Source organism: Pseudonocardia ammonioxydans, from assembly GCF_900115005.1.
GTDB lineage: Bacteria > Actinomycetota > Actinomycetes > Mycobacteriales > Pseudonocardiaceae > Pseudonocardia > Pseudonocardia ammonioxydans.
Window position 1 is genome coordinate 1 of record NZ_FOUY01000015.1, and the last position, 24,631, is coordinate 24,631.

At 70.5% G+C, this 24,631-nt stretch carries 29 protein-coding genes, 1 tRNA gene and 1 pseudogene; 19 read left to right on the forward strand and 12 right to left on the reverse strand.

Features of this window, described 5'->3' with window-relative positions; translation table 11 throughout:
• Positions 1-218 (reverse strand): annotated as a pseudogene (locus BM093_RS15650) (hypothetical protein); the annotation flags it as partial.
• A gap of 60 nt (positions 219-278) precedes the next feature.
• On the opposite strand from BM093_RS15650, the gene BM093_RS15655 reads away from it, so the two are divergent.
• The 8 genes from BM093_RS15655 to BM093_RS15685 all read left to right on the forward strand — a co-directional run bounded on the left by BM093_RS15655 (position 279) and on the right by BM093_RS15685 (position 8,187).
• Positions 279-1,331: a hypothetical protein gene (locus BM093_RS15655; protein WP_143105399.1), complete on the forward strand. Its 1,053-nt coding sequence runs from the start codon at positions 279-281 to the stop codon at positions 1,329-1,331.
• Positions 1,332-1,537: 206 nt separating this feature from the next.
• Positions 1,538-1,798 (forward strand): hypothetical protein, encoded by a 261-nt coding sequence (locus BM093_RS35140; RefSeq protein ID WP_143105400.1) that lies wholly within the window; start codon positions 1,538-1,540, stop codon positions 1,796-1,798.
• 286 nt (positions 1,799-2,084) lie between these two features.
• Positions 2,085-2,279, forward strand: coding sequence for a hypothetical protein (locus tag BM093_RS15660; protein ID WP_093343644.1), 195 nt, complete (start codon positions 2,085-2,087; stop codon positions 2,277-2,279).
• A gap of 185 nt (positions 2,280-2,464) precedes the next feature.
• Complete coding sequence (locus tag BM093_RS15665; protein ID WP_143105401.1) at positions 2,465-6,091, forward strand: hypothetical protein; 3,627 nt, start codon at positions 2,465-2,467, stop codon at positions 6,089-6,091.
• A 373-nt stretch (positions 6,092-6,464) separates the two neighbouring features.
• A complete protein-coding gene (locus BM093_RS15670; RefSeq protein WP_093343649.1) occupies positions 6,465-6,815 on the forward strand; it encodes a hypothetical protein in 351 nt (116 codons plus the stop codon).
• Entirely contained in the window at positions 6,815-7,048 is a 234-nt protein-coding gene (locus tag BM093_RS15675; RefSeq protein ID WP_093343652.1) for a hypothetical protein, read from the forward strand. The genes BM093_RS15670 and BM093_RS15675 overlap by 1 nt, the downstream gene beginning before the upstream one ends.
• 63 nt (positions 7,049-7,111) lie before the next feature.
• Positions 7,112-7,987, forward strand: coding sequence for a hypothetical protein (locus BM093_RS15680; RefSeq protein WP_143105402.1), 876 nt, complete (start codon positions 7,112-7,114; stop codon positions 7,985-7,987).
• Positions 7,984-8,187: a hypothetical protein gene (locus BM093_RS15685; RefSeq protein WP_093343657.1), complete on the forward strand. Its 204-nt coding sequence runs from the start codon at positions 7,984-7,986 to the stop codon at positions 8,185-8,187. Before BM093_RS15680 ends, BM093_RS15685 begins: the two co-directional genes overlap by 4 nt.
• Positions 8,188-8,362: 175 nt before the next feature.
• Here the strand turns inward: BM093_RS15685 and BM093_RS37930 are convergent, their stop codons facing one another.
• Complete coding sequence (locus tag BM093_RS37930) at positions 8,363-8,494, reverse strand: hypothetical protein (protein WP_281248711.1); 132 nt, start codon at positions 8,492-8,494, stop codon at positions 8,363-8,365.
• 141 nt (positions 8,495-8,635) lie between these two features.
• Positions 8,636-8,836 carry a hypothetical protein gene (locus tag BM093_RS35145; protein WP_143105403.1) on the reverse strand — a complete coding sequence of 67 codons (201 nt, stop codon included), beginning with the start codon at positions 8,834-8,836 and terminating at the stop codon, positions 8,636-8,638.
• Positions 8,837-8,864: 28 nt separating this feature from the next.
• Here BM093_RS35145 and BM093_RS15690 point away from each other — a divergent pair, with 28 nt between their 5' ends.
• Both BM093_RS15690 and BM093_RS15695 read left to right on the forward strand, forming a co-directional pair.
• On the forward strand, positions 8,865-9,527 hold the full coding sequence (locus tag BM093_RS15690) for a DNA-formamidopyrimidine glycosylase family protein (protein WP_245773551.1): 663 nt from the start codon (positions 8,865-8,867) through the stop codon (positions 9,525-9,527).
• Positions 9,528-9,552: 25 nt separating this feature from the next.
• Positions 9,553-10,197, forward strand: coding sequence for a hypothetical protein (locus BM093_RS15695; RefSeq protein WP_093343663.1), 645 nt, complete (start codon positions 9,553-9,555; stop codon positions 10,195-10,197).
• A 132-nt stretch (positions 10,198-10,329) separates the two neighbouring features.
• Here BM093_RS15695 and BM093_RS15700 read toward each other — a convergent pair whose 3' ends face one another.
• Positions 10,330-10,980: a phosphatase PAP2 family protein gene (locus BM093_RS15700; RefSeq protein WP_177238505.1), complete on the reverse strand. Its 651-nt coding sequence runs from the start codon at positions 10,978-10,980 to the stop codon at positions 10,330-10,332.
• Positions 10,977-12,698, reverse strand: coding sequence for a glucose-6-phosphate isomerase (pgi, locus tag BM093_RS15705; RefSeq protein WP_093343669.1), 1,722 nt, complete (start codon positions 12,696-12,698; stop codon positions 10,977-10,979). Before pgi ends, BM093_RS15700 begins: the two co-directional genes overlap by 4 nt.
• A 472-nt stretch (positions 12,699-13,170) precedes the next feature.
• Here pgi and BM093_RS15710 point away from each other — a divergent pair, with 472 nt between their 5' ends.
• The 3 genes from BM093_RS15710 (at position 13,171) to BM093_RS15720 (ending at position 15,039) form a co-directional block, all read left to right on the forward strand.
• On the forward strand, positions 13,171-13,638 hold the full coding sequence (locus tag BM093_RS15710; protein ID WP_093343672.1) for a DoxX family protein: 468 nt from the start codon (positions 13,171-13,173) through the stop codon (positions 13,636-13,638).
• Positions 13,639-13,756: 118 nt separating this feature from the next.
• Positions 13,757-14,596 (forward strand): HipA family kinase, encoded by an 840-nt coding sequence (locus BM093_RS15715; protein WP_093343674.1) that lies wholly within the window; start codon positions 13,757-13,759, stop codon positions 14,594-14,596.
• Entirely contained in the window at positions 14,593-15,039 is a 447-nt protein-coding gene (locus BM093_RS15720) for a DUF3037 domain-containing protein (protein WP_093343677.1), read from the forward strand. Before BM093_RS15715 ends, BM093_RS15720 begins: the two co-directional genes overlap by 4 nt.
• A 36-nt stretch (positions 15,040-15,075) precedes the next feature.
• Here the strand turns inward: BM093_RS15720 and BM093_RS15725 are convergent, their stop codons facing one another.
• Complete coding sequence (locus BM093_RS15725; protein WP_093343680.1) at positions 15,076-15,552, reverse strand: SRPBCC family protein; 477 nt, start codon at positions 15,550-15,552, stop codon at positions 15,076-15,078.
• A gap of 86 nt (positions 15,553-15,638) precedes the next feature.
• Here BM093_RS15725 and BM093_RS15730 point away from each other — a divergent pair, with 86 nt between their 5' ends.
• Complete coding sequence (locus BM093_RS15730) at positions 15,639-16,745, forward strand: phosphotransferase family protein (protein WP_245773552.1); 1,107 nt, start codon at positions 15,639-15,641, stop codon at positions 16,743-16,745.
• Positions 16,746-16,943: 198 nt separating this feature from the next.
• Positions 16,944-17,426: a DUF6069 family protein gene (locus tag BM093_RS15735; RefSeq protein ID WP_093343683.1), complete on the forward strand. Its 483-nt coding sequence runs from the start codon at positions 16,944-16,946 to the stop codon at positions 17,424-17,426.
• A gap of 5 nt (positions 17,427-17,431) precedes the next feature.
• Here BM093_RS15735 and BM093_RS15740 read toward each other — a convergent pair whose 3' ends face one another.
• Entirely contained in the window at positions 17,432-18,772 is a 1,341-nt protein-coding gene (locus BM093_RS15740) for a cytochrome P450 (protein WP_218162791.1), read from the reverse strand.
• A gap of 165 nt (positions 18,773-18,937) precedes the next feature.
• Between BM093_RS15740 and BM093_RS15745 the strand changes: the two genes are divergently transcribed.
• A complete protein-coding gene (locus BM093_RS15745) occupies positions 18,938-19,813 on the forward strand; it encodes a metallophosphoesterase family protein (protein ID WP_093343686.1) in 876 nt (291 codons plus the stop codon).
• A gap of 80 nt (positions 19,814-19,893) precedes the next feature.
• Here the strand turns inward: BM093_RS15745 and BM093_RS15750 are convergent, their stop codons facing one another.
• Both BM093_RS15750 and BM093_RS15755 read right to left on the reverse strand, forming a co-directional pair.
• On the reverse strand, positions 19,894-20,178 hold the full coding sequence (locus BM093_RS15750; protein WP_093343689.1) for a hypothetical protein: 285 nt from the start codon (positions 20,176-20,178) through the stop codon (positions 19,894-19,896).
• A 41-nt stretch (positions 20,179-20,219) separates the two neighbouring features.
• Positions 20,220-20,471 (reverse strand): type B 50S ribosomal protein L31, encoded by a 252-nt coding sequence (locus BM093_RS15755; protein ID WP_093343692.1) that lies wholly within the window; start codon positions 20,469-20,471, stop codon positions 20,220-20,222.
• A 77-nt stretch (positions 20,472-20,548) separates the two neighbouring features.
• Between BM093_RS15755 and BM093_RS15760 the strand changes: the two genes are divergently transcribed.
• Positions 20,549-20,953 (forward strand): hypothetical protein, encoded by a 405-nt coding sequence (locus tag BM093_RS15760; protein WP_093343694.1) that lies wholly within the window; start codon positions 20,549-20,551, stop codon positions 20,951-20,953.
• On the opposite strand, the gene BM093_RS15765 is transcribed toward BM093_RS15760, so the two are convergent.
• Positions 20,950-21,441, reverse strand: a complete 492-nt coding sequence (locus BM093_RS15765) for a pyridoxamine 5'-phosphate oxidase family protein (protein WP_093343697.1) — start codon at positions 21,439-21,441, stop codon at positions 20,950-20,952. The two genes, BM093_RS15760 and BM093_RS15765, sit on opposite strands and share 4 nt — an antisense overlap.
• 87 nt (positions 21,442-21,528) lie before the next feature.
• Between BM093_RS15765 and BM093_RS15770 the strand changes: the two genes are divergently transcribed.
• Positions 21,529-22,401, forward strand: a complete 873-nt coding sequence (locus BM093_RS15770; protein ID WP_093343700.1) for an SDR family oxidoreductase — start codon at positions 21,529-21,531, stop codon at positions 22,399-22,401.
• 9 nt (positions 22,402-22,410) lie between these two features.
• Here BM093_RS15770 and BM093_RS15775 read toward each other — a convergent pair whose 3' ends face one another.
• Together BM093_RS15775 and BM093_RS15780 are read right to left on the reverse strand one after the other, a co-directional pair.
• Entirely contained in the window at positions 22,411-22,821 is a 411-nt protein-coding gene (locus BM093_RS15775; RefSeq protein ID WP_177238506.1) for an NUDIX hydrolase, read from the reverse strand.
• Positions 22,822-22,865: 44 nt separating this feature from the next.
• Positions 22,866-22,941, reverse strand: a tRNA-Gly gene (locus tag BM093_RS15780).
• 125 nt (positions 22,942-23,066) lie between these two features.
• On the opposite strand from BM093_RS15780, the gene BM093_RS15785 reads away from it, so the two are divergent.
• The gene (locus BM093_RS15785; protein WP_177238507.1) at positions 23,067-24,614 is read left to right on the forward strand and encodes an amidase; all 1,548 of its coding nucleotides are present in this window, start codon (positions 23,067-23,069) and stop codon (positions 24,612-24,614) included.
• Positions 24,615-24,631: the final 17 nt, after the last annotated feature.

A 24,631-nucleotide genomic window follows, 5' to 3' on the forward strand; every position in this document is an offset into this window, starting at 1 on the left:
CCCTCGAGCGCGGACTCCAGGACCCGCTTCGTGAGCTGCGCGAGCAGGCCGTTCTCGCCGGTCAGGTCGAGCCCGTTCGCGCGGGCGCGGCCGGCGAGTTGGGCGATCAACTGCTCGTCGACCGCGTCGAGCCCTGCCTGCGCGCCGTCATCATCGACGAGCTGCTCCTCGTCGGTCACGCTGTCGAGGTCGACCGGCTCAGCTGCTTGGTCTGTCATCGGGTCCACACTCCTTGATCGGAGTTACACCGATGTTCTTACAGTCCCCCCTGGTCGGGTGTGGGTAAGTCGACGGCGGATGAACCGGCGTCGTGGGTGTTCCCGGGTCGACTGCCGACGGATGTGGACGGTCTGAATCCGGGTTCCGGTGAGGGCTTGGTGCAGGCGTTCATGGAGTATCGGAAGCCGGACAAGAAGGAGGGTACTCCGGGGAGGAACGTGCAGGTGCGACACAATGTGCGTTTCGCGTCGGATGAGGGTGAGTCGCTTGTCAAGCTGATGTACGAGCGGTCGGGTTCGTCGCTCGCGGCGGATCTGCGCAAGATGTGGTCGGGTAAGAACGCGGGTAACGCGAATGCGTCGGCGGAGACGAAGCGTCGTCTCGACGCGGGCACCTACTCGATGTCGATGACTCTCGTCTTCCAGCCGGACACGATCACGCAGCTTTTCGACGACAAGGGGTCGGGTACTCCTCAGCGGTTCGTGTTTGCGGCTGCGTCTGATCCGAACATCCCCGACGGGGAAGTGCCGCGTCCGGAACCGGCGAAGGTGGATTTCCCGACGCTTGGGCGGGAGTTCTCTCTAGAGGCGGGATCGGTTCGTACGGGGTTGCGTCGAAAGCACCTCGCACTCGCACAGGGTGCGGTGATTCCGGAGTCGGAGATGGATTCTCAGCGTGACGCGGTTGTTGCTCGTGTGGCTGCGTTGCTGATGGCTCTTGACGGTCGTTTCGACATGGTGACGGAGGATGATTGGCGGCTCGCGGAGATGGTGTACGAGACGTCCTCTGCGGTTCGTGATCAGGTGCTTACCGCTGCTCGGGAACGTCGGGACGCTGAGCGGGATGCAGCGGTGGGGCATCGTGCGCGTGCTGCCGCGGTTGCTCAGTGGGAGTCGACGTCGGTCAACGCGAAGGTTCACAAGCTTGCTGAGTGGGTTGCTCATCGGGTCGCGACGAAGGGTCCCCTGACCGTGTCGAAGTTGAAGCAGGGTCGGGACAACAGTGAACGCGTCTACGTGGAGTCGGCTATCGACCACGCGGAACGTGAAGGCTGGGTGGAGCTTCGGGGTAACACGGTTTCGGTTCGGATTGCGGATGAGGTTGCGGCGTGAATGTCTTCGTGGATTCTGGTTTCAAGTATACCGTCGATAGTGGTTCTAGTCCGCGGGTTGTGGAGTTGTACGGGCTAGAGGTTCTGGAGTTCCGGTCTCAGGGTCAGTTGGTGCGGGTCGCTTTGGATCACATCATCTCGATTGTTGGCGACCGTCTTAGTGACTGATTATTGCTGAAAGTTCTTCCCCGCCGCTCGGTGAGAAGGGTGATCGGTGTACCGGGCGGCTGGGTTCCTCGCGGCTTTCGCCGCAAGATTCTTAAGAAGGTGGTTTGTATGTCTCGACGTGTTACGTCGTTCGCGGTTCCGCATGATCTGTGGGAGCGGGCGGCTGATGAGGCTGCGCGGCGCGGGTGGACGCGTTCGCAGTATGTGCGCTATCTGCTCGCTCAGGACTTGGGTGTGGATGCGCCGGTCCCGTTTGACCGGGAGCAGCGCGAGCGGCGGGAGAAGGCGGGTGCCAAGTGACCGGCGACCACTCCCGTCCGTCCCCGCGGGATCTTGGAGGCAAGAGCCGCCCCGTTCCCGGTGGGTCCACACCTCGCAGTCGTCGCAGCGAGCCGCTTCCGGGGTGCCGGAGGGTCAGTGTGGATCTTCCGGAGCGGTTGTGGCAGGACCTGCTTGCGTGTGCGAACGAGGATCGGGTATCGGCTGCAGGTTGGATTGCGTCGGCGACTCGTGAGGCGGTCCGCGGGTACCAAGGTGGGTTCCGGTTCGAGACTCATGGTCTCCGCGAGCGAGAGGCGGCTGAGCGGTGAAGGTTGATACCTACGATGCGTGGATCGAGCAGCCGGTTTCGATCAACATGAAGCGGCGACTGATTAACCGGGTACGTCCGCTTGCGGATGCCGCCGGTGTGTCGGTGACTCGATGGATTCGGGACGTCGTGTTGACGGCGGTACGCGAAGCGGAGCTTAGCGAAGCGGAGGAGTCGGTCGGCGACGACTGATCGGTAAGACGCCGCTGACCTGATCAGTCGGTGGTGATAACTGAATACGCGCTACCCGGTCATTCGGTTCCGGGTAGCGCGATAACCGAATAGCGAGGTGGCGCATGGCGTCAATGACATCGGCACAGGCGACTGTGCAGATCGTTCCTGTACTAACTAATTTTCAAAGGAAAGTCACCGCCGGTGTGAAGGCGGTTAAGGCACCTGATGTGAAGGTGCAGGTTGATGTTGATCGCGCGTCGCTGAAGCGTGCGGAGGCGGATGTCACGGCAGCCGCTAAGCGTATCGAAGCGGCTCGCGAGACGGAGATCAAGTCAAGCGAGAAGGTGCGTCTCGCTGAGTCGAAGTTGGCGGAGGCGCGTTCGAAGTTCGCGGCGGATAGCTCGAAGGTCATCGCTGCGGAGAACGCGCTCAACTCCGCGCGGCGCGAGTCGGTGCGCGCACAGTCTGCGGTGTCGATGGCGACCGCGGATCATGAGCGTGCGGTTACTCGGGTGTCGGAGGCGACTGACCGGTTGGAGCGGTCGACGCGTCGCGCCGCGAATCCGCTGGCGCGTTTGCAGCTCACGTTGCGGGCGGCGAACGGCGAGTTCGACCGGATGCAGAAGCGTTCGGCGAATGTCGCGTCGGGCATGGTGCGGTTGGCGGCTACGTCGCTGGCGGCGGGGTCGGCGGTGTCGACGCTGGCGGGTACCGCGGGTGGTGTGGTGGCGCTGGGTGGCGCGGTGGTTGCCGCGTCGGGTGCTGCCGCTGTGCTGCCCGGTGTGCTCGCGGGTGTTGTGGCGTCGGTCGGTGTCGCGAAGATCGGTTTCTCGGGGCTGTCGGACGCTGTCAAGAATGGCGGCGAGGATCTCGACAAGCTTGCACCGTCGGCACGTCGCGCCGCGGAGGCTCTGCGGGGTTTGGCACCGGAGTGGGACAAGCTGCGACGCTCGGTGCAGGATCGCATGTTCCGCGGTGTTGACGGTGACATTCGGTCGCTGGCGTCGAAGTCACTTCCGATGCTGCGTAGGCAGCTTCCGGAGATCGCGGCGGGTTGGAACGACGCGTTCCGCGGGGTGCTCCAGTATCTCGCGCAGAAGGAGCCGTTGCGTCAGGTCGGTTCGATTCTGAACAACACCGCGAACTTCACCAAGTCACTTGGTGAGGCGTTCGCGCCGGCGGTGGCGGGTCTGCTCGGTTTCTCGACGATCGGTTCCGAATATCTGCCGGCGATCGGTCGCTACATTCGCGAGGGTTCTGAGTCGTTCGCAGCGTTCGTGAATAGCGCGGAGGGTACCGCTAAGATCCGTGGTTGGATTGATGGTGGTATCACGGCGCTGAGGCAGTTGGGTGAACTGCTCGGTAATGTCGGCGGGATCATCGCAACCGTGTTCCGGTCGATCAACGCGCACGGTGCAACAACGGTGCAAACGATGATCGACGTGACTGCGCAGTTCCGTGACTTTTTGAACTCTGCTCGCGGTCAGGAGGTTCTGACGACGCTGTTCACGAACCTTCGCGGGCTTCTCGATAACCTGCGTCCCGGGTTGGACGCGGTGGGTCGTGTGGTGGGGCATCTGGTGATGCAGGTGGCGCCGCTGCTGCCGTCGCTGGGTAAGGCGATCTCCGGTGTGGCGCTCGCGGCGGAACCGCTGGTGCGGGTGCTCGTCACGCTCGCGACGTCGGTGCTCGGTCCTATCCTGTCGCTGGTCGGGCAGTTCCCGACGGTGTTCGTGGGTGCTGCTCTCGCGGTGGGTGGGCTTGCGGCTGCGATCAAGCTCCTGGTCGCGTATGCGGCGTTCCGCGCGTGGCTGACCGGGATCATCGGGTTGCTGTCGTCCACGGGGCTCGCGGGGGCTGCGGCGGCTGCCGGTGGCGCGTTGCGCGGGTTCGGTGGTGCGCTGCTCGCGGCTGCTACCGGTCCGATCGGTCTCTCGCTGATAGCGCTCGGATCGCTCGTGGCGGCGATCAAGCTCACGTCGGTGAGCACCAATGATGCGGCTGCGGCGATGCGTCAAGGTGGCGCGGCTGCCGAGGAGATGCGCGTCAAGGTTGCTGCACAGACGTCACAGGTCGGTGACGGGCTGGTGCCGGCGATCGACCGGGCGGCTGCCTCGTTCGACAACTGGATCAAGTCGGAAGTGCTCGGTATCGCGACGACGGATTCGGTGAACCGGCAGATCGCGGAGCAGGACCGGGTGACCGGGCAGCTTGCGCTCGCGTACACGTACGCGGATCAGAAGCTCGCTGCGTGGCGTACCGCGGTGGACCAGTTCGGCGCGAACTCGCCACAGGCGATCCTTGCGAACCAGCAGTACCAGACGTCGGTCGACAATCTCAAAACTGCGCAGTCGCAGGCGGGTCAGGCGACCGACGGGCACACGCAGGCGCTCCAGCGGCAGGCGAACCAGTTCCTCAGCTCGATCGACGCAGATATCGCGTGGAAGACCGCGGTGGATCAGTCGACGGCTGCGGTCGCGCAGAACGGTCGCACGGTGGACATCAACACCGTAGCGGGTCGAAACAATATGACCCAGCTTCAGGCGCTCACTCGTGCCGCGCTCACGGACATCCAGGCGAAGAAGGACCACGGTGCTTCAACGCAGGAGATCACGCGACTGACCAACGCGCACCGTGAGCAGCTCATCAGGACCGCTGAGCAGATGGGCATGTCTCGTGAAGAGGCGCGTAGGTATGTCGACCAGCTCAACTTGACGCCGGGCGACGTGAATACGCAGTTCCACACTCCGGGGCTGGCGGGTGCGATCTCGTCGGTGAAGGAGCTGAACGAGCTGATCGGCGGCTTGAAGGGCGATGTCTCATTCAACGTCGGGCAAGCGAACCTTCCTCGCAACATGCCGCGTCTTCCGGGGCGCGCGGAGGGCGGTCCCATTTATGGTCCGGGTACTTCCACGTCGGACAGCATCCTTGCTCGTCTGTCGGATGGTGAGTTCGTGGTCCGGGCTGCGGCGGTTAAGCAACTCGGGTTGCCGGCACTGCACGCAATCAACGCGGGTGTGCTGCCGACTGCGGCATTCGCTCGTGGCGGCGTGGTGAACGGGTCGCGAACCTACAACTTCGAAGAGGTCAACAAGCAGTTGAAGGCGCTGAAGGATGAGTGGTTCCCGCCGCTTCCTCCGGGCGTCGTGATGATGGGGGGCAATGGGACTGGTGACCAGCTCTCGAATGCCCGTATCATCGCTGCGGTTGCGCGTCAGATGGGCTTCGGGCGCAATGGTCTCATCGTCGCGCTTGCCACTGCGCTCCAGGAATCCGGGCTACGCAACATCAACTATGGTGACCGTGACTCAGTAGGGCTCTTCCAACAGAGAACTTCGCAGGGTTGGGGATCTATTGCGCAGATCATGAACCCGGGCTACTCGGCGTCGAAGTTCTTCCAGGCTCTCCGCGGTGTGCGTGGTTGGGAACGGATGCCGGTCACGGTTGCAGCGCAGCGAGTGCAGCGCTCCGCATTCCCGAACGCTTATGCGAAGTGGGTTGGTCTCGCTTCTCGCCTGGCATCTCAGGTGGGCTTCAAAGCCGGCGGTGTTATCCCCGGTCGGGTGACCGGTCGGGATGACCGGCTGGTGCTCGCGGGTGCGGGGGAACGCATCTTGAGTCACGCGCAGACGGAGTCGTTCGATCGTCTGGTTCGTGCGCTCACGTCTCCGTCGGCGGCGGTGTCGCAGGTGCAGCGTGGTCGCGACCTCGCTGGCGTTGGTGCTGGTGCTCGGAAGGTTGTGCACTACAACCAGAACAACACGTTCACCGAGACCGTTCAGGCAGACCATGCGATCAACCGCATGACCTTCCTCGCTGGTGCACCCTGACCTACCCGTGACCGTGCACCCCACCTACCCGGTACCCCGGTGGTGGGGTGCCGGTGGGTAGGGGTGCATGGGTAGGCATGGTGCATGTGCACATGGTTGCTCTGTGCATTGCAGAGTAAGTGAATGTGAATGATTGTTTCATTGTTTCGTTGTTTCAGTAAACATTTGAAACTATGAAACTTGGGAGCCGGTTGCCGCTGTCGCATGTGGACACGGCGACCGGCTCCCGGTGCGCGGATGATGTTGTGCCGCAAGGACCCGGGGGAGGATTTCCCCCTCCCGCCCCTGACTCGCGGGCGGCATCGGGGCTGACTTTGTGCAAGCCACTTTCACGCGGGGGGTTGCATACTACGCAACACGGAAGGGACAAGGAATGATTGAGGATTTCGACTACACGCAGGGTCTCGGTGTGACCGGGGCTCAGGTGTTCCGCGAGTTCGCGGGAAACCACATGGACAACCCGGATGAGCTGCTTCAACTCCGCTCGCTCGCGAAGCTGTTTGACGCGGTGGACGCTCTGGATTCTGCGCTCGCGGAAACTGGGGTGATGGTGAAGGGGCGGGAAGGCACCCTCGTTGTGAATGGTGCGGTGCAGGAGCGTCGTATGACGCTGTCCGCTATCTCGAAGCTGTGGAAGGATCTTGGTTACTCGCCGGCGACTGAGGACCCTCAGACGAGGTCTGATCGTGCCCGTGCTGCGGCTCGTGCTCGGTGGGACCGGTAATGGCGTTCAAGGGTCGTCCGTCGGAGCGTGCGGTGTACAACGACCGTTTTGACGCGATGCACGAGGGTGAGCTTGCCGCGGAGTCCATGCACCTGTGGTGTTCGAACGGTGTGGATCGGTGGGGGTATACCGCAATGGATATGGACCGCTATGACGAGTGGCGGGAGTGGCTCACGTCGGTGACGGAGGACGAGCTTCGTGACTGGGTGCGCGCGCACGGCGCATCCGAGTAAGTAAGTAACTCAGTAACGCTAACGTGCCACTGGAATGATGTGGCTGGAAAAAGGAGTTTGACAATGGCTGAAATGCGTAACGATGCGACTATCGCCCCGGACCACCTGGGGCGCTCGACGCTGGTCGTCGAGAGTAACGACTTCCAGATGGGTCACCCGGTCATGGACGGTCTCCGCGCGGATCGTGCGGCGGACGGTGCTGCGGACTCGCTGAAGCGGGCGGGTATCCCGATCCCGGAGCGGGTGGCTTCCGCGTACGTGGTGTTCGCGGCTATCAAGTCGCCGGTCGCCCCGGAGCCGCCGTCGCTGATGGCGACTCCGAAGCAGGTGGACGCCTACTACACCGCGTACTCCCGGTACCTGGTGGAGCGGGACGCGCACGAGCACCGGGTATTTGCCGGCAGGCAAGAGTTGAAGAAGCTGGTTGCCGCGTCTACCGGTGAGGTGCTCGACAGCATCCGTGACCGGTTCGACGCTGCGGCTGCGGAGTTTGTGGAGGCTCACCGCGCGCTGTCGGGTGTCGCGTCGCTTCAGGATGCGGCTGCGGACGCGACGGGCGACCTGGTGAAGCTGTGGCACCAGCGCGACCGGGCGAGCGCGGAACTGAACAAGATCACCAACGCGGTCAACGGGTGGCTGAAAGCCAACCGCAACGGTGAAGGCTTGAAGTCGATGCAGCTCGTTGCTCTGGTGGCTGCTCCGACGCACGGGTGTCGCGACCTGTACGCGCGTATCCGGGACGACAAGTCGCCGCATGCCCGGTGGGCTGCTCTGACGGATGCCGGCTGGTCGCTGGAGCTTGCGGCGAGTATGAGCGACTACCGCGCGCGGTACGACGTGATCGACGACCGGCTGGAGGATGCGACCGCGGATGACCCGTCGGTGCGTGTGGAGTCGATCGGGGTCGTGCAGGGGCGCGGCTCGCGGCTCGCCCGATGAGTGACGCGGACATCGGCACCACGGAGGAGATGTTCTTCCCGACCCGGCACCCGGAGCTGTTTCAGGACGTGGTGATGAGCGACTTCACGCCGTGCGCGGTGTGCGGCAGGTACGCGATGGTGCTCAACGCGCGGTTGCCGCTGCCGGTGCACGTGGACGGGTCGGTCAACTACCACTGTTGGGAGACGCTCGCGGGGTAGAACGCGTGTTCGAGTCTGTGTTAGCGTGGTTGTCGGGTGCTGAGCGTGGGGAAGGCGCTCGGCACCCGCTAACGTAGGCGTCGCTGACGTGAGTAACGTTGTGCAGCGGGAAGCCCCGGCACCTGAGTATCGCGATTACACAGGTTCCGGGGCTTCTCGCGTCGCGCGTTAGCCGCTACTCGCCGCCGGGGTGGATGTAGCCGTGCACGTTCCACTCATGACACGCGATGTCGGTGTCCATGGCGACGTCGGTGTCGGGTGCGGTGACGTACCCGCAGCCTGGGATCTCGCAGACGTTGAGCGACATGGTTCTATCTCCAGTTGTTGAGTGGCTAGTGCTTACGGGGGGAGCGGGAAGCGAACCACCGGCGTAACCGGTGCCACCATCCGCCGTTGGTGTTCCTCATGCCCCACCGTCCGTGACGACGCGGGTTGCGGTGTCTGCCGCTCACCGGTTGTCCGGGTCGCGCATGTCGCCGCAGGCGGCTGCCTTCAGGTCGCGCTCGACGATTGCGGACAGGTACCCACAGAGTTCGGTACGCGCGTCCGCGCGCTGCTCCGGGGTCACGGTGCGGTCGTTCGCGGTGGCGAGTAGCTGTAGCGCGTGCGCGGAGACGGTGATGCGCAGGTACTCGGGTTGGTCGTTCATGGTGCCGCTCCGTGTGTCTCAGGTACGGTTGGCTAAGACCCTGTGGTGCGACACAGCCACCGCCGCCGGCAGCGGCACGACCACCACCGACGACGCCGGCCCGGCGCTGGGCCTGCACCTCGGCATGGGCGGACGGATCGTCGTCACCGACCCGGCGGGCGAACCGGTCGGGGAGGGGCCGGTCCCCGCCGACCGACGGCCCGATGCGGCCCGGTGGACCCGCTTCACCGTCACCTTCGACGACGGCGGCGAGCTCCGGCTGGTCGACAAGCGCCGTCTCGGCCGGGTGCGGCTCGACCCCGACCTGTCCGGCCTCGGCCCGGACGCGGAAGGGATCGCGCCCGCGGAGTTCCGGGACCGGCTGGCGCGCGGGCGCTCGACGGTCAAGGCACGACTGCTCGACCAGTCGGTGATCGCCGGGGTGGGGAACCTGCTCGCCGACGAGACGCTGTGGCAGGCGCGGATCGACCCGCGCCGGCGGGTTCCCGACCTGACCCGCACCGACCTGGACCGCGTGCACCACCACCTGGGCCGCGCGCTGGCCCGGGCGGTCGCGCACGGCGGTGTGCACACCGGGGAGGTGATCGAACACCGGCGCCCGGGCGGGCACTGCCCGCGCTGCGGTGCCGAGCTGGCCCACGGCACGGTCGGGGGCCGGTCGACCTGGTGGTGCCCGCGGGAGCAGACCTGAGCACGCGACCGTGCACAATCGACCCGTGCCGGACGAGTCGGACACCGCCCTGCTGTACGTCGACCGTGGTCTCGTGCGCGCCGACGACGGCCCACCCGACCAGCGGGCGCAGCGCCGTGCGCACGCCCGGGCGCGGGCCGCGCGACGGGTGCGGTGGGCGGTGCCGGCGGCACTGCTGCTCGCCGTGCTCGCGGCGTGGCCGGTGGGCTCCGCGCCGCTGTTCTGGCTCGCGATCGCGGTCCTGCTCGTCGCCGGCGTCGCGATGGTGGTCCTGACCCGCGCCGCCCGGGTCGCCCATGCCGTGGCGGGCCTGCCGGTGCCGATCGAGATCACCGGGAAGGTGGCGACGGCGCTGCGCTCGGTGCTGGCCATGACCCGCGGCATCGCGGGGCAGCGGGCGCTGCGGCGCTCCGGCGCGGCCGCCGAGGGCATGCGGGTGCTGCGGGACTGGTCCACGGCGACCGACGGGCTGCGCACCAGCTGGTTGCGCGGCGACGTGGCGGCCTGGCACGAGCACGCCCGCACCCTCGCCGCCACCGGCGCCCGCGCCGACCGGGTCCGGGCCGACCTCGAGAGCGGCCCCGGCGACAGCGCCCCCGGAAGGAACGGCCCCGGCGGGCCCGGAGACGGTGATCCGGGGAGCGGCGGTACCCGGGACAGCGGCAACTGAGCGGGCCGAGTCCCGTCTGGCCCTGTGCCGGCGGCCGGACCGACGTCGCCCCCCGCCGGTCGGCCGTCGCGCTGGCCGCGCCCACGCAGCTCGCCGACCAGTTGACCCCGGCGTCAACCCGTCCGGGACCGGTCAGCCCCGAGCGCGAGCCCGGGCCGTCGTCGCAGCCAGCACCGCCACCCCGGCGACCGCCAGACCCGCGCCCAGCGCCCACCCGGCGAGCACGTCGGAGACCCAGTGCACGCCCAGGTAGACCCGGGTCGCCCCGATCGTCGCGACCCACAGCACCGCGAACGTCGTCAGCAGCGTCCGGGCCCGGGCGGCGAGGCGGGGCCACAGCACGAGCACCAGGGCGGTCCACGCGGCGGCCGCCATCGTCGCGTGCCCGGACGGCAGCGACTCGTTCGCGACGGCCATGACCTGCAGGTCCTCCGGCGGCCGGGCCCGGTTGAGGATCCGCTTGAGCACGGTGAACACCACGCTCGTGACGAGCGGCACGACCGCCACACAGATCCCCTCGGCCCGGTGACCGCGCCGGGCCAGCACCGCACCGCCGACGAGACCGACCACCGTGCTGCCCACCGTGTTGCCGATCTCGGTGAGGACCCGCGCGACGACGGTGACGCCCGGGATCCGGTCCGCCGCCAGCCCGGCGGCGGCGACGAGATCGCCCTGCTGGAGCACGCCGGTGTACGCGATCGTGATCAGTACGGCGGCGAGCACCAGCAGGGCCCCCGCGGCGCCGGCGAGCGGCCGGGCGTCGCGGGGCGCGGGACAGGTCACCGACCGCGCCAGCCCCGGTAGCGCTCGATCAGCGCGGCGGTGGAGGCGTCCAGGCCGGCCTCGGCGGCCCCGGGCGGGTCGGCGGCGTACAGCGCCGGGCCGAACTGCTTCGCCATCACCTTGCCGAGCTCGACCCCCCACTGGTCGAACGAGTCCAGACCCCAGATCACGCCCTCGACGAACGTGACGTGCTCGTAGAACGCGATCAGCTGTCCCAGCACCGCCGGTGTCAGCCGCTCGGCCAGGATCGTCGAGGACGGCCGGTTGCCCGGCATGACCTTGTGCGGCACCAGCTCGGCGGGCGTGCCCTCGGCCGCGATCTCCTCGGCGGTCTTGCCGAACGCCAGCGCCGCGGACTGGGCGAACAGGTTCGCCATGAACAGGTCGTGCATGTCGGCCGCGTCGTCCCCGAAGCCCTCGCCCGGGAGCGTGTGGTGCGGCTGCGCGAACCCGATGAAGTCGGCAGGCACGAGCCGGGTGCCCTGGTGCAGCAGCTGGTAGAAGGCGTGCTGGCCGTTGGTGCCCGGCTCACCCCAGAAGATCTCACCGGTCGTCGTGGTGACCGGGGTGCCGTCGCCGCGCACGGACTTGCCGTTGGACTCCATCGTCAGCTGCTGCAGGTAGGCCGGCAGCCGGTGCAGGTACTGCGAGTAGGGCAGTACCGCGCGGGTCTCGGCGCCGAAGAAGTTCGAGTACCAGATCCCCAGCAGGCCCGCGATGACCGGCAGGTTCCGCTCCAGCGGCGTCGACCGGAAGTGCACGTCCATCGCGTGCATGCCGGCCAGGAACCCGGCGAAGTGCTCCCGGCCGATCGCGCACATCAGCGACAGGCCGATCGCGGAGTCGACCGAGTAGCGGCCGCCGACCCAGTCCCAGAACCCGAACATGTTGTCGGTGGAGATGCCGAACTCGGCGACCTTCTCCGCGTTGGTCGACACCGCGACGAAGTGCCGGGCGACGGCGGCGGGGTCCTGGGTGCCGAGCCCGGACAGCAGCCACGACCGCGCGTTGCGGGCGTTGGTCAGCGTCTCCTGGGTGGTGAAGGTCTTGGAGGAGACGATGAACAGCGTGGTGGCCGGGTCGAGGTCGGCGACGGCCTCGGTGAGGTCGGTCGGGTCGATGTTGGACACGAACCGGCAGACGAGGTCGCGCTGCGCGTAGTCGCGCAGTGCCTCGTAGGCCATCACCGGCCCGAGGTCGGAGCCGCCGATCCCGATGTTGACGATCGTGCGGATCCGCTCGCCGGTGTGCCCGGTCCACGCGCCGGAGCGGACGGCGTCGCTGAACTCGCCCATCCGGTCGAGGACCGCGTGCACGTCGGCCACGACGTCCTGGCCGTCGACGACGAGTTCGGCGTCGCGGGGCAGGCGCAGCGCGGTGTGCAGCACGGCGCGGTCCTCGGAGGTGTTGACGTGCTCCCCGGTGAACATCGCCTCGGTGCGCTCGGGCAGGCCAGCGGCCCGGGCCAGCGCGGTGAGCAGGCCGATCGTCGTCCGGGTGATGCGGTGCTTGGAGTAGTCGAGGACGAGGTCGGCGCCCTCGGCGGTCAGTGCCGCCGCACGGTCCGGGTCCTCGTCGAACAGCGCCCGCAGGTGGCGGGGCTCGACCTGGGCCGCGTGCTCGGTCAGCGCCGTCCACTCGGGGGTCGCGGTGATGTCTGTGGTTGTGCGGTCACGGCCGGCGCTGTCCCTGCCGGTGACGTTGCTCGTGTCGGACACGCCGCCATCATTCCGCAGCACCCGGGGGTGGGCGCGACGGCGGGACGGTCCGGTGTGCACTGGGCCGCTCGGGGGGACCGTCCATCGCAGACGGCCGTGCGCGGGACGAGCGGTACGTCCGGATCGGTGGGCTGCGACACCCAACCGACCGTCCGTCACGGGCTCCGAAGTTACCGGCCGGTAGTGCGACACCCGGGTGGCCACGGGCCGGGTCCGTCCACGTTCCGTGTGCGTGAGCTGGGCGGACGTGGGAGGTCGCCGACCGCTCGTCCGGTCGTGCCGGGAGAACTGCCGGTCGTGGGTACGCCGCACCCGGCGTGCTGTGAGCCGGGCGGCATTCGTCGCGCGATGCGGTCGTCTCGTCGCGCAGGGTCGCTGGACCGGGTGGACCACGGCGCGACGACTCATAGGGTTCGGTGCATTCCGTCGTGAACGGGTCACGCCTCGTGTTCACGCTCGTACTGGAGGAACCGTGTACCGCTCCCTGACCGGCACCCCGCGGGACGTCGTCCTGCTCGTGGGCCGCCTGCTGCTCGCCTACATCATGGTCATGCACGCCTGGAACAAGATCGATGCCGGGCTGTTCGGCACCGCGACCCTCTTCGCCAAGTTCGGCATCCCGCTGGCCATCGCGGCGGCGTCGTTCACCATCGTCGTCGAACTGGTCTTCTCCGTCTCGGTGGCGCTGGGCCTGCGCATGGTCGTGCCGGGCGGGCTCATGACGTTCGTGATGTGCGGTGCGATCTGGTTCGTCCACGGCCAGAACGGCCTGTTCATGGCCGACAACGGCTGGGCGCTCGTCGGCACGATCATCTGCGGCACGCTGTTCCTGATGGTCTCCGGGCCGGGCCGGTTCAGCCTGGACGCGGTGCTGGCGACGCAGGCCGAGCGCCGGCTGGAGCAGACCCAGGCGATCCCGCGCCAGACCATCTCCGTGTGAGACCTCCCGGCCCGCCCGAGTCGCCCGGCCGCAGCGTCAGGGCCCGGGCGGGCCGGTGACCCCGGCGCCGGTCGCTTCTCGATCGCGGCCGCGCGGCGGGCTCGGATAGCCTCCGCCCGTGCTGCGCCACGTCACCGCGACCCGCTACGTCACCCCGCTGCGGGAGGGCGGATCGCTGCCCGGGCTGATGGAGGCCGACGACCTCGGGACGTACGCCGTCAAGTTCGTCGCGGCCGGTCAGGGCCGGTCGGTGCTCGTCAACGAGATCGTCGCCGGCGAGCTGGCCCGGGGGCTCGGGCTGCCGGTGCCGGAGCTCGTGACGGTCGAGGTCGACGGCGACCTCGGCCGGACCGAGCCCGACCAGGAGGTCCAGGAGCTGCTGCAGCGCTCGGCCGGGCGCAACCTCGGCACCGACTTCCTCCCCGGCGCCCTCGACCTCGACCCGCTCGCGTTCGACGTCGGGCCGGAGTGCGCCGGGCAGGTGCTGTGGTTCGACGCGCTGGTCGGCAACGTCGACCGGTCCTGGCGGAACGCGAACATGCTGCTCTGGCACCGCAGCCCGTACCTGATCGACCACGGTGCCACGCTGACGTTCGCGCACGACTGGTCCGCGGCCGAACGCTTCCCGGCGAAGCCGTTCGACGCCGGCGACCACGTGCTGCTGGGCGCCCACCCGGACCTCGGTGCCGCCGACGCGGCGCTGGCCCCGCTGGTCACCGGGGAGCTGCTCGACCGCGTCCTGGCGCTGGTGCCCGACGAGTGGCTGACCGGCGAGCCCGGATTCGACGGGCCCGGCGCGGTGCGCGCGGCCTACCGGGAGGCGCTGCTCGGGCGCGTGGCCCGGCGGGAGGCATGGCTGCCCGGCGTCGCCGAGGCGGTCGCCGCGGGCCGGCCGCGACCGGTGCGCCGCGAGCCCCGCCGTCCCTCGTGGCTGCGGATCGGCGGTGCCGCGCGATGACCCGGCTCGTCACCTACGAGTACGCGCTGCTGCGGGTGGTCCCGCGGATCGAGCGCGGGGAGTCGCTCAACGCCGGTGTGCTGCTGCACTGCAGGCAACGCGACGTCCTCGCCGTGCGGGTGCACCTGGACCGGTGTCGGCTGGCCGCGCTCGACCCGGCGTGCGACGCCGAGGCGGTCACCGACGTGCTGGAGACGATCGCCGCCGTCGCCTCGGTGCCCGAGCCGCCGCGGTCGGACCGGCACAGCACCGGGGCCCTGGCGGCGCGCGGCCCGGGGGCGGGGGAGGACATCGGCAGGCGGTTCCGGCGGCTCACCACCGCGCGCAGCACGATCGTCCAACCCGGACCGGTCCACACCGGCCTGACGGCCGACCCGGACGCCGAGGCCGACCGCCTGCTGGACCGGCTGGTGCTGCCGCCCGGCCCACCCCGCGGGGAGTGAGACCGGGCGGCCGCGCCGCCGGGTGCGCGCCGGTGCTCAGCCCGCGGCCACGCGCCCGGCCTTCTCGATCGAGTCGGCGAGCTGGTCCTCGGTGAGCAGCGGCAGCAGACCGCGGAACCCCTCGTCGGTCACCCCGCTCCAGTCGTAGACCTGGGTGACGCGGGTGCCGGAGCCCTCGGGCTCCAGCCGCCAGGTGTAGGAGTGGCCCTCCACCCGGACGCCCCCGATCTTCTCGGTGTAGCCGTCGATCGGGTGCAGGTTCGGCGCCCAGCCGATCGCCCGGTCCTGCTCGTAGGTGGTGATCGTGTTCCGGACCTGGTAGTCCCCGAGCAGGTCGTTGCTCATGTTCATCACGAACTCGTCGCCGACGCCGGAGACGCTGTCCGCGCCCTCGACCCCGCGCAGCATCGTCGTTCCGTCGATCTCCTGGTGCCGTGCCGGGTTCGCCAGCAGGGCGAACAACTGCTCCGGGGTGGCGCCCACGGTGCGGGTGACGGTGATGCTCTGGCTCATCAATGGTCCTCCTCGACCGGTCGTCGCGGCCCGTCCGCCGATCGCGGCGGGCGGCCACAGCGGAGATCCTGCCCCAGGGGGCCGTCGTGCGCAGCACCGTCGCCGACGACCTGGCCGACCCGCGGACGATCATGTTGGATCGGGGGATGGCCGACGCGCACGACGGAGTGGACCCGGTTGCCCTGACCCGCTGGCTCGCCGCCGAGGTCCCCCAGGTGGTCACCGGGGACGGCCCGGTGACGGTGGAACGGATCTCGGGCGGGCACTCCAACCTGACCTTCCGGGTGGTCGACGCCGAGGGCACCCGGTTCGCCCTGCGCCGCCCCCCGACCGGCGGCGTGCTCGCCACCGCGCACGACATGAGCCGGGAGTGGCGGTTCCTCACCGCGCTGGCCGGGACCGGGGTACCGGTCGCCGAACCGGTCGCCCACTGCGAGGACCCCGGCGTGCTCGGCGCCGGCTTCTACCTGATGGGCTGGGTGGACGGCGTCGTCCCCGGCGATCGGGAGGCCGGTGCGGCGATCCCGGAGGCCCAGCGGCGCGCGTGCGGGCTGGACGCCGCCGACGTCCTCGCCGACCTGCACGCCGTCGACCCGGAGACGGTCGGGCTCACCGACCTGTACCGGCCCGGCCGCTACCTGGAACGCCAGCTGCGCCGCTGGCACAAGCAGGCGCACGCGGGTGCCTTCACCGACCTCGCGGCGATCGACGCCGCGCACCGCCGGTTGCTGGCCGAGATGCCCGACGAGCCGGTGGCCGGGGTCCGGATCGCGCACGGCGACTACCGGCCCGGCAACCTCTCGTTCCGCGACGGCCGGGTCGCGGCGATCTTCGACTGGGAGCTGGCGACGCTCGGCGAGCCGCTGGCCGACCTGGGCTGGCTGGTCGCGTCCTGGGGACGGCCCGGCGACGACCGCCCGGCCATCACCAGCGGTCCGACCGAGGCACCCGGCTGGCCCGAGCGCGACGAGGTCGCCGCCCGGTACGCGCAGCGTTCGGGCCGGTCGGTGGAGCAGCTGCCGTACTGGACGGCGTTCGCGTACTGGCGCTGCGCGTGCATCGGCGCCGGGGTCTGGACCCGCTACGCCCAGGGCAACATGGGCGCCACCGCCGAGGCCGGCGCGGAGCTCGACCTGCGGCGGGAGGGAGTCGTCGCCGACGCCGAGGCCGCGCTCGCGGCACTCGATCGGTGAGTCGCGCGCGGGTATCCGGTACGGCCGGTTCCGCCTCGCTCGGCCGACGCGTAGCCTTCCCGGCACGCCGGGTCACCGGCCGGACGGCGGGGGACGGCCGGATGCGCCACACTGTGGCCGCCGAACGGCTCAGCACACGGCCCGCCCGGAGCGGCCCGCGCTGCCCGACCGTCCGCACGAGACCGGGAGAGATCGACGATGTCCGAGGCCGACGACCGGACCCGTGAGATGAGCCGCAGCACCCGCGGTCCGCAGGGACCGGCGGTGCAGGCGAGCCGGCTGTGGGCCGGCGGCGTCGCGACGGCGGTCATCGCCGCGCTGATCGCGCTGGTCGGGTTCCTGATCGTGCGCGTGCTGCTGCAGATCCCGTACCTGGCCCCGATCCAGGCGGACGCGATCGGCGGCTGGGACGGCGCGGTGCAGCTGGCGATCATCGCGGGGCTGGCCGCGCTGGCCGCCACCGGCCTCGCGCAGCTCCTGCTGCTGGCGGTGCCCAGCCCGATGGCCTACTTCGGCTGGATCGCGGGCCTGCTCACCGCCGTCGCGACCGTCTACCCGCTGGCGTTCTCCACGGAGCCGCTGACGGTGCGGATCGCCACCGGAGTGATCCACCTGGTGATCGGCATGGCGATCATCAGCCTGGTGACGACGACGGTGACCAGCGCGTCCACCCGGGGCTGAGTGCCTCACGCCCCGACCGGCACCCGGGCCTTCCCCAGACGGACGGGCAGCGAGCGGTAGCCCCGCAGCACCCGGGTGCCCCGCAGCTCGGCCGGGCCGTCGGCGGCCAGGTCCGGGTACCGGTCGAACAGCGCGCGCAGCCCGACCTCGCCCTCCATCTTCGCCAGCGCGGCGCCCAGGCAGTAGTGGATGCCCTGGCTGAACGCGACGTGCTTGTCGGCGCCGTCGCGGCCCACGTCGAACCGGTCCGGCTCCGGGAAGACCTCCGGGTCGCGGTTCGCGCCGCCGAGGTGGGTCAGCACCAGCGCGCCGCGCGAGATGGGGTAGCCGCACACCTCGGTGTCGCGGGCCGCGACCCGGCCGGTGCGCTGCACGGGGGAGTCGAGGCGCAGGATCTCGTCGACCGCGTTCGGCCACAGCGACGGGTCGTCGCGCAGCCGGGCCGCCTGGTCGGGGTGGGCGAGCAGCAGCTTGGTGCCGTTGCCGATCAGGTTGACCGTCGTCTCGAACCCGGCCGCGAGCAGCAGCAGCCCGAGCGAGAGCAGTTCGTCGGAGCTGAGCCGGCCCTCGTCGGCGTCGTAGGCCTGCACCAGCGAGGACAGGATGCTGTCGTTGGGGTGGCGCCGCAGGTACTCGAAGTGGCCGGACATCCAGTCCGACAGGGCGTCGATGTCCTTCTCGGACTTGCGAAACATCGGGTAGCTCAGGCCCATGTCGAGCGAGTAGGCGCCGCCCTCGCCCCACTCCAGGAACTGCTCACGCATCGACACCGGCGCGCCCAGCATTTCGGCGATCACCGTCGCCGGCAGCAGCGAGGCGTAGCGGGTCATGAGGTCGACGCGCCGGTCCGCGCCGGCGTGGGACTCCATCTCGTCGAGCAGCTCGGCGGCGACCTGTTCGGTGCGCCCGCGCAGCCGCGCGATCGCCTTGGCACTGAACGAGCGGGTGACGAGCTTGCGGATCCGGTTGTGGTCCGGCGGGTCGATCGCCAGAAGCGACGGCGGCTCGACCGGGCCGAGCGGCCAGCGTCCGCCGGCCCGGAGCACCATCTGCAGCAGGGTCGGGGCGTTCTCCGGCATGCGCATCCCGACGCAGAAGTCCGGGCTGCGCAGCACGGCCGTGGAGATCTCGTGGTCCACGGTGCTCCAGGTCAGCGCGGAGCGGACCAGCCTGCCCTGGGCGCGCAACGCCTCGTAGGACGGATAGGGGTCCCGTACCGCCTCCGGGTCGGTGATGATCCGGGCGCCGAGGTCGCCCCTGGCCGCCTGCCGGGTCACCTCCCGGCGCATCGCCCCGTGCCGCAGCAGCCACCGGACCCACCGCCGTGCTCCGCGCGATCCCGCCATGTCGACCTCCCCGAGTCGGTCGGCTCGCCGTCGAACCTGAACGTCGTCGAACCTGAACTCCGTCGAACCCTACTCCCGGTAACCTACTCCGGGTAACCGCTGTTCGGCCATCCCCGCGGCACCGGGTGCCCGGCCGCCGGACACCGGTGGAGTAGTAGTGGTGGGGTGTCCGCTCCCCTCGGGCCGCGCCTGCTCGCGGTCAGCGACCTGCACGTGCGTCACCCGGAGAACCGGGAGATCGCCGACGCGCTGGTGCCCGGCCACCCCGGTGACTGGTTGATCGTCGCGGGGGACGTCGACGAGCGGATCGAGAGCGTCGCGGCCACGCTGGCCGGGCTCGCCGAGCGGTTCGCCCGGGTGCTCTGGGTCCCCGGCAACCACGAGCTGTGGACCCGGGCGAAGAACGCCGACACCGCCGAGGAGTCGCTGCGCGGGGTGGCCCGCTACGAGGCGCTGGTCGGGCGCTGCCGGGAGGTCGGTGTGCTCACCCCGGAGGACCCGTACCCGGTGTGGGACGGGCCGGGCGGGCCGGCCGTCGTGGCGCCGCTGTTCGTGCCCTACGACTACACGTTCCTGCCCGCGGGGACGTCCACGTCGGACGACGGGCTCGCCGCCGCCTACACGGCCGGTGTCGTCTGCACCGACGAGCACCTGATGTACCCGGACCCGCACCCGACGCGGCAGGCGTGGAGCGCGGCACGGGTGGCGGCGACCGCGGCCCGCCTCGACGCCCTGGACGCCGACGGCCTGCCGACGGTCCTGGTCAACCACTGGCCGCTGGTCCGCGAGCCCTGCGACGTGCTGCGGTACCCGGAGTTCGCGCTCTGGTGCGGGACGACGGCGACGGCCGACTGGCACCGGCGCTACCGGGCGGCGGCGGTGGTCCACGGGCACCTGCACATCCCGCGCACGGTGGTGGTCGACGACGTGCCGTTCGTCGAGGTCTCGCTCGGCTACCCGCGCGAGTGGCGCCGGCACTCCGAGCGGTTCGGCGGGCACTTCCCCGACCTGCTGCCGCGCACGGTGCTCCCGGCGGAGTAGGCGCGCTGCCGGCGGAGCGGCTGCCGGCAGAGCGGTAGCCGGCGGGTGGCCGCCGGCGGGGTGGCTGCGGCGGCGGCCCGCTACCGCGGGAGCTCGCGGGGTGGTGGCGGGGTGACCGGCCGCCGTCTTTCCGGGGGCCGGCGCGGCACGAGCAGCCACCACAGCAGCCACAGGCCCGGCCCGCTGGAGAGCAGGATCATCGTCGCCAGCACGCCGTCGCGCCACAGGGTCCCCGCGACGATCCAGCCCGCGATCCAGACGACCATCGCCACGAGCCGGATCCGGATCTGCCTGCCGTGCTCGACCGCGAGCGTCTCGTGCAGGTCGGTGACGACCTGCACCGGCTCGCGGCGGTGACGGCGCACGCCACCGACCCTACGCCGCAGGTGTGTGCCGGCGACCCGGCTCAGGTCCTCCGCTCGCCGAACCGCCTGCGGAACTTCTCGACCTGGCCCGCCGAGTCGAGCACCCGGGTGTTGCCGGTCCAGAACGGGTGCGACACCGCGGTCATGTCGACCCGGACCAGCGGATAGGTGGCCCCGTCCGACCACTCGACGGTCTCGGTCGAGGTCTCGGTGGAGCGGGTCAGGAACTGGTCGCCGGTGGCCATGTCCCGGTAGACGACCGGGCCGTACGCGGGGTGGATGCCGGGTTTCAACGGGGTTCCTCCTGTGCGGTCGGCTGCTACCGTGCCACTGTAAACGATAACGGTTTCTGTTTGCAGGAAGGTGGGACATGGACGGGTTCACGGTGGTGCGCTGCCAGACGTGCGCGCACATGGCGTCCGGTTTCGACGAGGACGCGCACGGCACGGTCGCCGCGTTGCCCGGCGTCGACGAGGTGCTGGCCGAAGGACTGCGCGCGGTGGTGCGCGACAGCCGGCACGGGGTACTGGTGACGTCGGGATGCCGGCTCCGCCCCGGGCTCTGCGGGGCCCGGCGGCCGGGCCTGATGGTGCTCGTGCAGGCCTGTGACGCCGAGCGCCGGCCGGTCTCGTCGGTGATCGCGATCGGCCCGGTCCGCAGCACCGGCGACGTCCGGGCCGTCACCCGGTGGCTGCAGACGGGAGCAGCCCCGGACCCGATGGCACTGCCCGCCCGCCTGCGCTGCGCGATCGAGCGGGAGGGCGCCCACGGCTAGTCCTTGCGCACCACCTCCTCGGCGCCGCCCGCCCGCCAGACCGTGATGTCCAGGTGGCCGTCGACGATCTGCACGCACGAGCCGCCGAGGATCTCCGCTGCGGGGAAGTAGCCGAACTCCTTCCCGCGCAGGTCCAGCCCGATCTCCTCGAACAGCGCGTGCGCGAAGCGCTGGTGCAGGGCCGGGTCGCGCACGTCGTGTGCGGTGCCCCAGATCTTGGCGTCCCCCTCGGTCACCCGCGTGTCCACGGTGGCGGTGTGCAGCGTGAACCGCGGGTCCCGCCGCAGGTCGGCGAACTTGCGGGTGCCCGGCATCCCGATCAGCCACAGCTCGCCCTCGAAGACCCGCGGCTCCACGGGGGAGACCCGTGGGAAGCCGTCCGTGCGCAGCGTGCCGAGCATGCAGAGGTTGCCGGTCGCGGAGTGGCGGCGTCGGAACACCTCGGAGACCGTGGGCGCCGCCGCCACGAACTCCGTCCAGGTCGTCATGCCCGTGCACGCTAGGACCGCCCACCGACAGTTTCACCGTGCGCGTCCACCGTGCGCGCACGGTGCCGCCTCCGCTAGGAACGGGTCGTGGACACCCTCCGGCGCGACCCGTTCCCGCTGCGCGGCCGCACCGCGCTCGTCACCGGCGGCGGCCGGCGCGGCGGGATCGGGCACGCGACGGCGTGCCGGCTCGCCGCGTACGGCGCGAGCGTGGTCGTCGCGCACTTCGCCCCGCACGACGCGGAGCAGGAGTGGGGTGCCGACGACGTCGACGCCGCGCTCGCCGAGGTCCGTGCGCACCGCCCGGGCGAGGGCGTGAACGAGAGCCCCGGCGAGGGCGCGAACGTGGGTCCGGACGACGGCGCCGTCGTCGCCGGTCTGCACGCCGACCTCGCCGACCCCGAGGAGCCGCAGCGTGTCGTCGACGCCGCGCGCGAGCTCGCGGGCCCCCTGGACCTGCTCGTCGCGAACCAGGCGCTGTCCGGTTCGGACGGTCCGCTGGGCGGGCTGGGGGCCGAGCTGGACCGTCATTGGGCGGTCGACGCGCGGGCGTCGATCCTGCTGGCCCAGGCCTACGCGAACGCGCACGACGACACCCGCCCCGGCGGTGCGATCGTGATGATGACCTCCGGGCAGGCCCGGGGGCCGATGCCCGGCGAGGTCGCCTACGCGGCCGCCAAGGCCGCAGTCGCGGGGGTCACGCTCACCCTGGCCGACCAGCTCGCCGACCGCCGGATCCGGGTCAACACGGTCAACCCCGGCCCGGTGGACACCGGCTACCTGGGGGAGGAGGCGTTCCGGGCGATGGCCGGGATGTTCCCGTTCGGCCGCTTCGGCGAACCCGACGACCCGGCCCGGCTGATCGCCTGGCTGTGCACCGACGAGGCGTACTGGATCACCGGCCAGGTGATCGACTCGGAGGGCGGGTTCGCCCGGCACCGCCACGGATGGCGGCCCTAGAACCCAGCCCTAGACCAGGTCGTGCCCGTCGTGCGCCCGCGACGCCGGCGCGCCCGTGGACAGGGCGTCGGTGACCCGGGCGGCGAACACCGGCGGCATCCGCCGCACGGCCTCCTCCGGCGTGACCCACTCGACGGCGCTGGTCTCCTCCCGCGGCCCGGCGGTCCCGGCGACGGGGGAGCAGCGGTAGACGAGCACGACCACGTCGCGCAGCAGGTTCTTGTACACGCCGGTGAGCCGCTCGACCCGCACGGTCAGCCCGGTCTCCTCGTGGACCTCGCGCACCACGCCGTCCTCGAAGCGCTCCCCGGGCTCCAGGACGCCGCCCGGTGGCTCCCACCGGCCGTCGTCGCGCCGGCGGGCGGCGAGCACGAGCCCGCCCGCGGACACGACGACGCCGACCACGGCGACCGAGTGCACGCGCGAGAGCCCCGGCCGATCCGGCCGGGGCTCTGGGGGTGTCATGGAGCGGACGACGGGACTCGAACCCGCGACCCTCACCTTGGCAAGGTGATGCGCTACCAGCTGCGCTACGTCCGCAGTCGCTCCGGAGCATCCCGGTGCGTGCGGTGGTGACCCTAGCGCACCGGGTCCCGGCCTTTACACGCCACCCTCGTGCGCCCGAAGCTGCTCCGGAGTCCCCGAGTGAGACGAGGAGCACACCCGTGACGATTCCTCCCCCTGACGCGGCCCGCCTGGCCGCGCTGAACGAGCACTTCGGGTTCGGCCTCACGGCGCCCGAGATCGAGGAGTACGGCCCGGCGGTCGCGGCCACGCTCGGTGCCTCCGAGCGGGTCGCCGAGCTCTACGCCGCGTCGGCTCCGGTCGCGCCGGACCGGGAGTGGTCCACCCCGGAGGCCGCGGACGACCCGTACGGCGGCTGGTACGTCACGACGTCGATCACCGGCGCCGGGGGCGGGCCGCTGGCCGGGCGGACCGTCGCGATCAAGGACAACGTCTGCGTGGCCGGGGTCCCGATGACCAACGGCTCGGCCACCGTGGAGGGCTTCGTCCCGGCCCGGGACGCGACCGTCGTGACCCGGCTGCTGGAGGCCGGGGCGACGATCGCGGGCAAGTCGGTCTGCGAGGACCTGTGCTTCTCCGGGGGCAGCTTCACCTCGCGCCCGGCGCCGGTGCGCAACCCGTGGGACCCGGCCCGCAACGCCGGCGGCTCGTCCAGCGGCAGCGCGGCCCTCGTCGTCAGCGGGGCGGTCGATCTCGCGCTCGGCGGTGACCAGGGCGGGTCGGTGCGGATGCCCGCCGCGTTCTGCGGCGGTGTCGGGCACAAGCCCACGCACGGTCTGGTGCCCTACACCGGGGCGTTCCCGATCGAGCAGACGATCGACCACCTCGGCCCGATGACCCGCACCGTCGCCGACGCCGCGCTGATGCTCGCGGCGATCGCCGGCGTCGACGGCCACGACCCGCGCCAGCCCACCGTCGTGGAGTCCGTCGACTACACCGCCGAGCTCGCGACCCCGGCCGAGGGGTTGCGTGTCGGTGTCGTGGCCGAGGGGTTCGGCCGCCCGGAGAGCGATCCCGGGGTCGACGAGGCGGTGCGGGCGGCGGTCGACACGCTGCGCGGCGCCGGGCTCGTGGTCGAGGAGGTCTCGATCCCGTGGCACCTGGACGCGATGGCGGTCTGGAACGTGATCGCCACCGAGGGGGCGGCCTTCCAGATGGTCGACGGCAACGCCTACGGGATGAACTCGCAGGGCCTCTACGACCCGGAGCTGATCGCGCACTACGCCGCCCAGCGGATCACCCGCGGGGCGGAGCTGTCGAAGACGGTGAAGCTGGTGGGGCTGTCCGGGCGCTACACCTTCGAGCTGGGCGGCGGGAAGTACTACGCGATGGCGCGCAACCTGTCCTACGAGCTGCGGGCAGCCTACGACGCCGCGCTGTCGTCGTACGACCTGCTGGTCATGCCGACCCTGCCCTACACCGCGCGGGAGCTGATCGGCCGCGACGCCCCGCTGGAGACCTACCTGTCCACGGCGCTGTCGATGATCGGCAACTGTGCACCGTTCGACGTGACCGGGCACCCGGCCGCCTCGGTACCTGCCGGACTGGTCGACGGGCTGCCGTCCGGCCTGATGATCATCGGCAGGCGGTTCGACGACGCGACGGTCCTGCGCGCGGCGCACACCTACGAGCAGGCCGGGGGCGGCTTCCCCGCCCCACCCGTGGCCAGCGGGGCGGCCGCGGGCTGACCCGCGTGCGGCGGGCG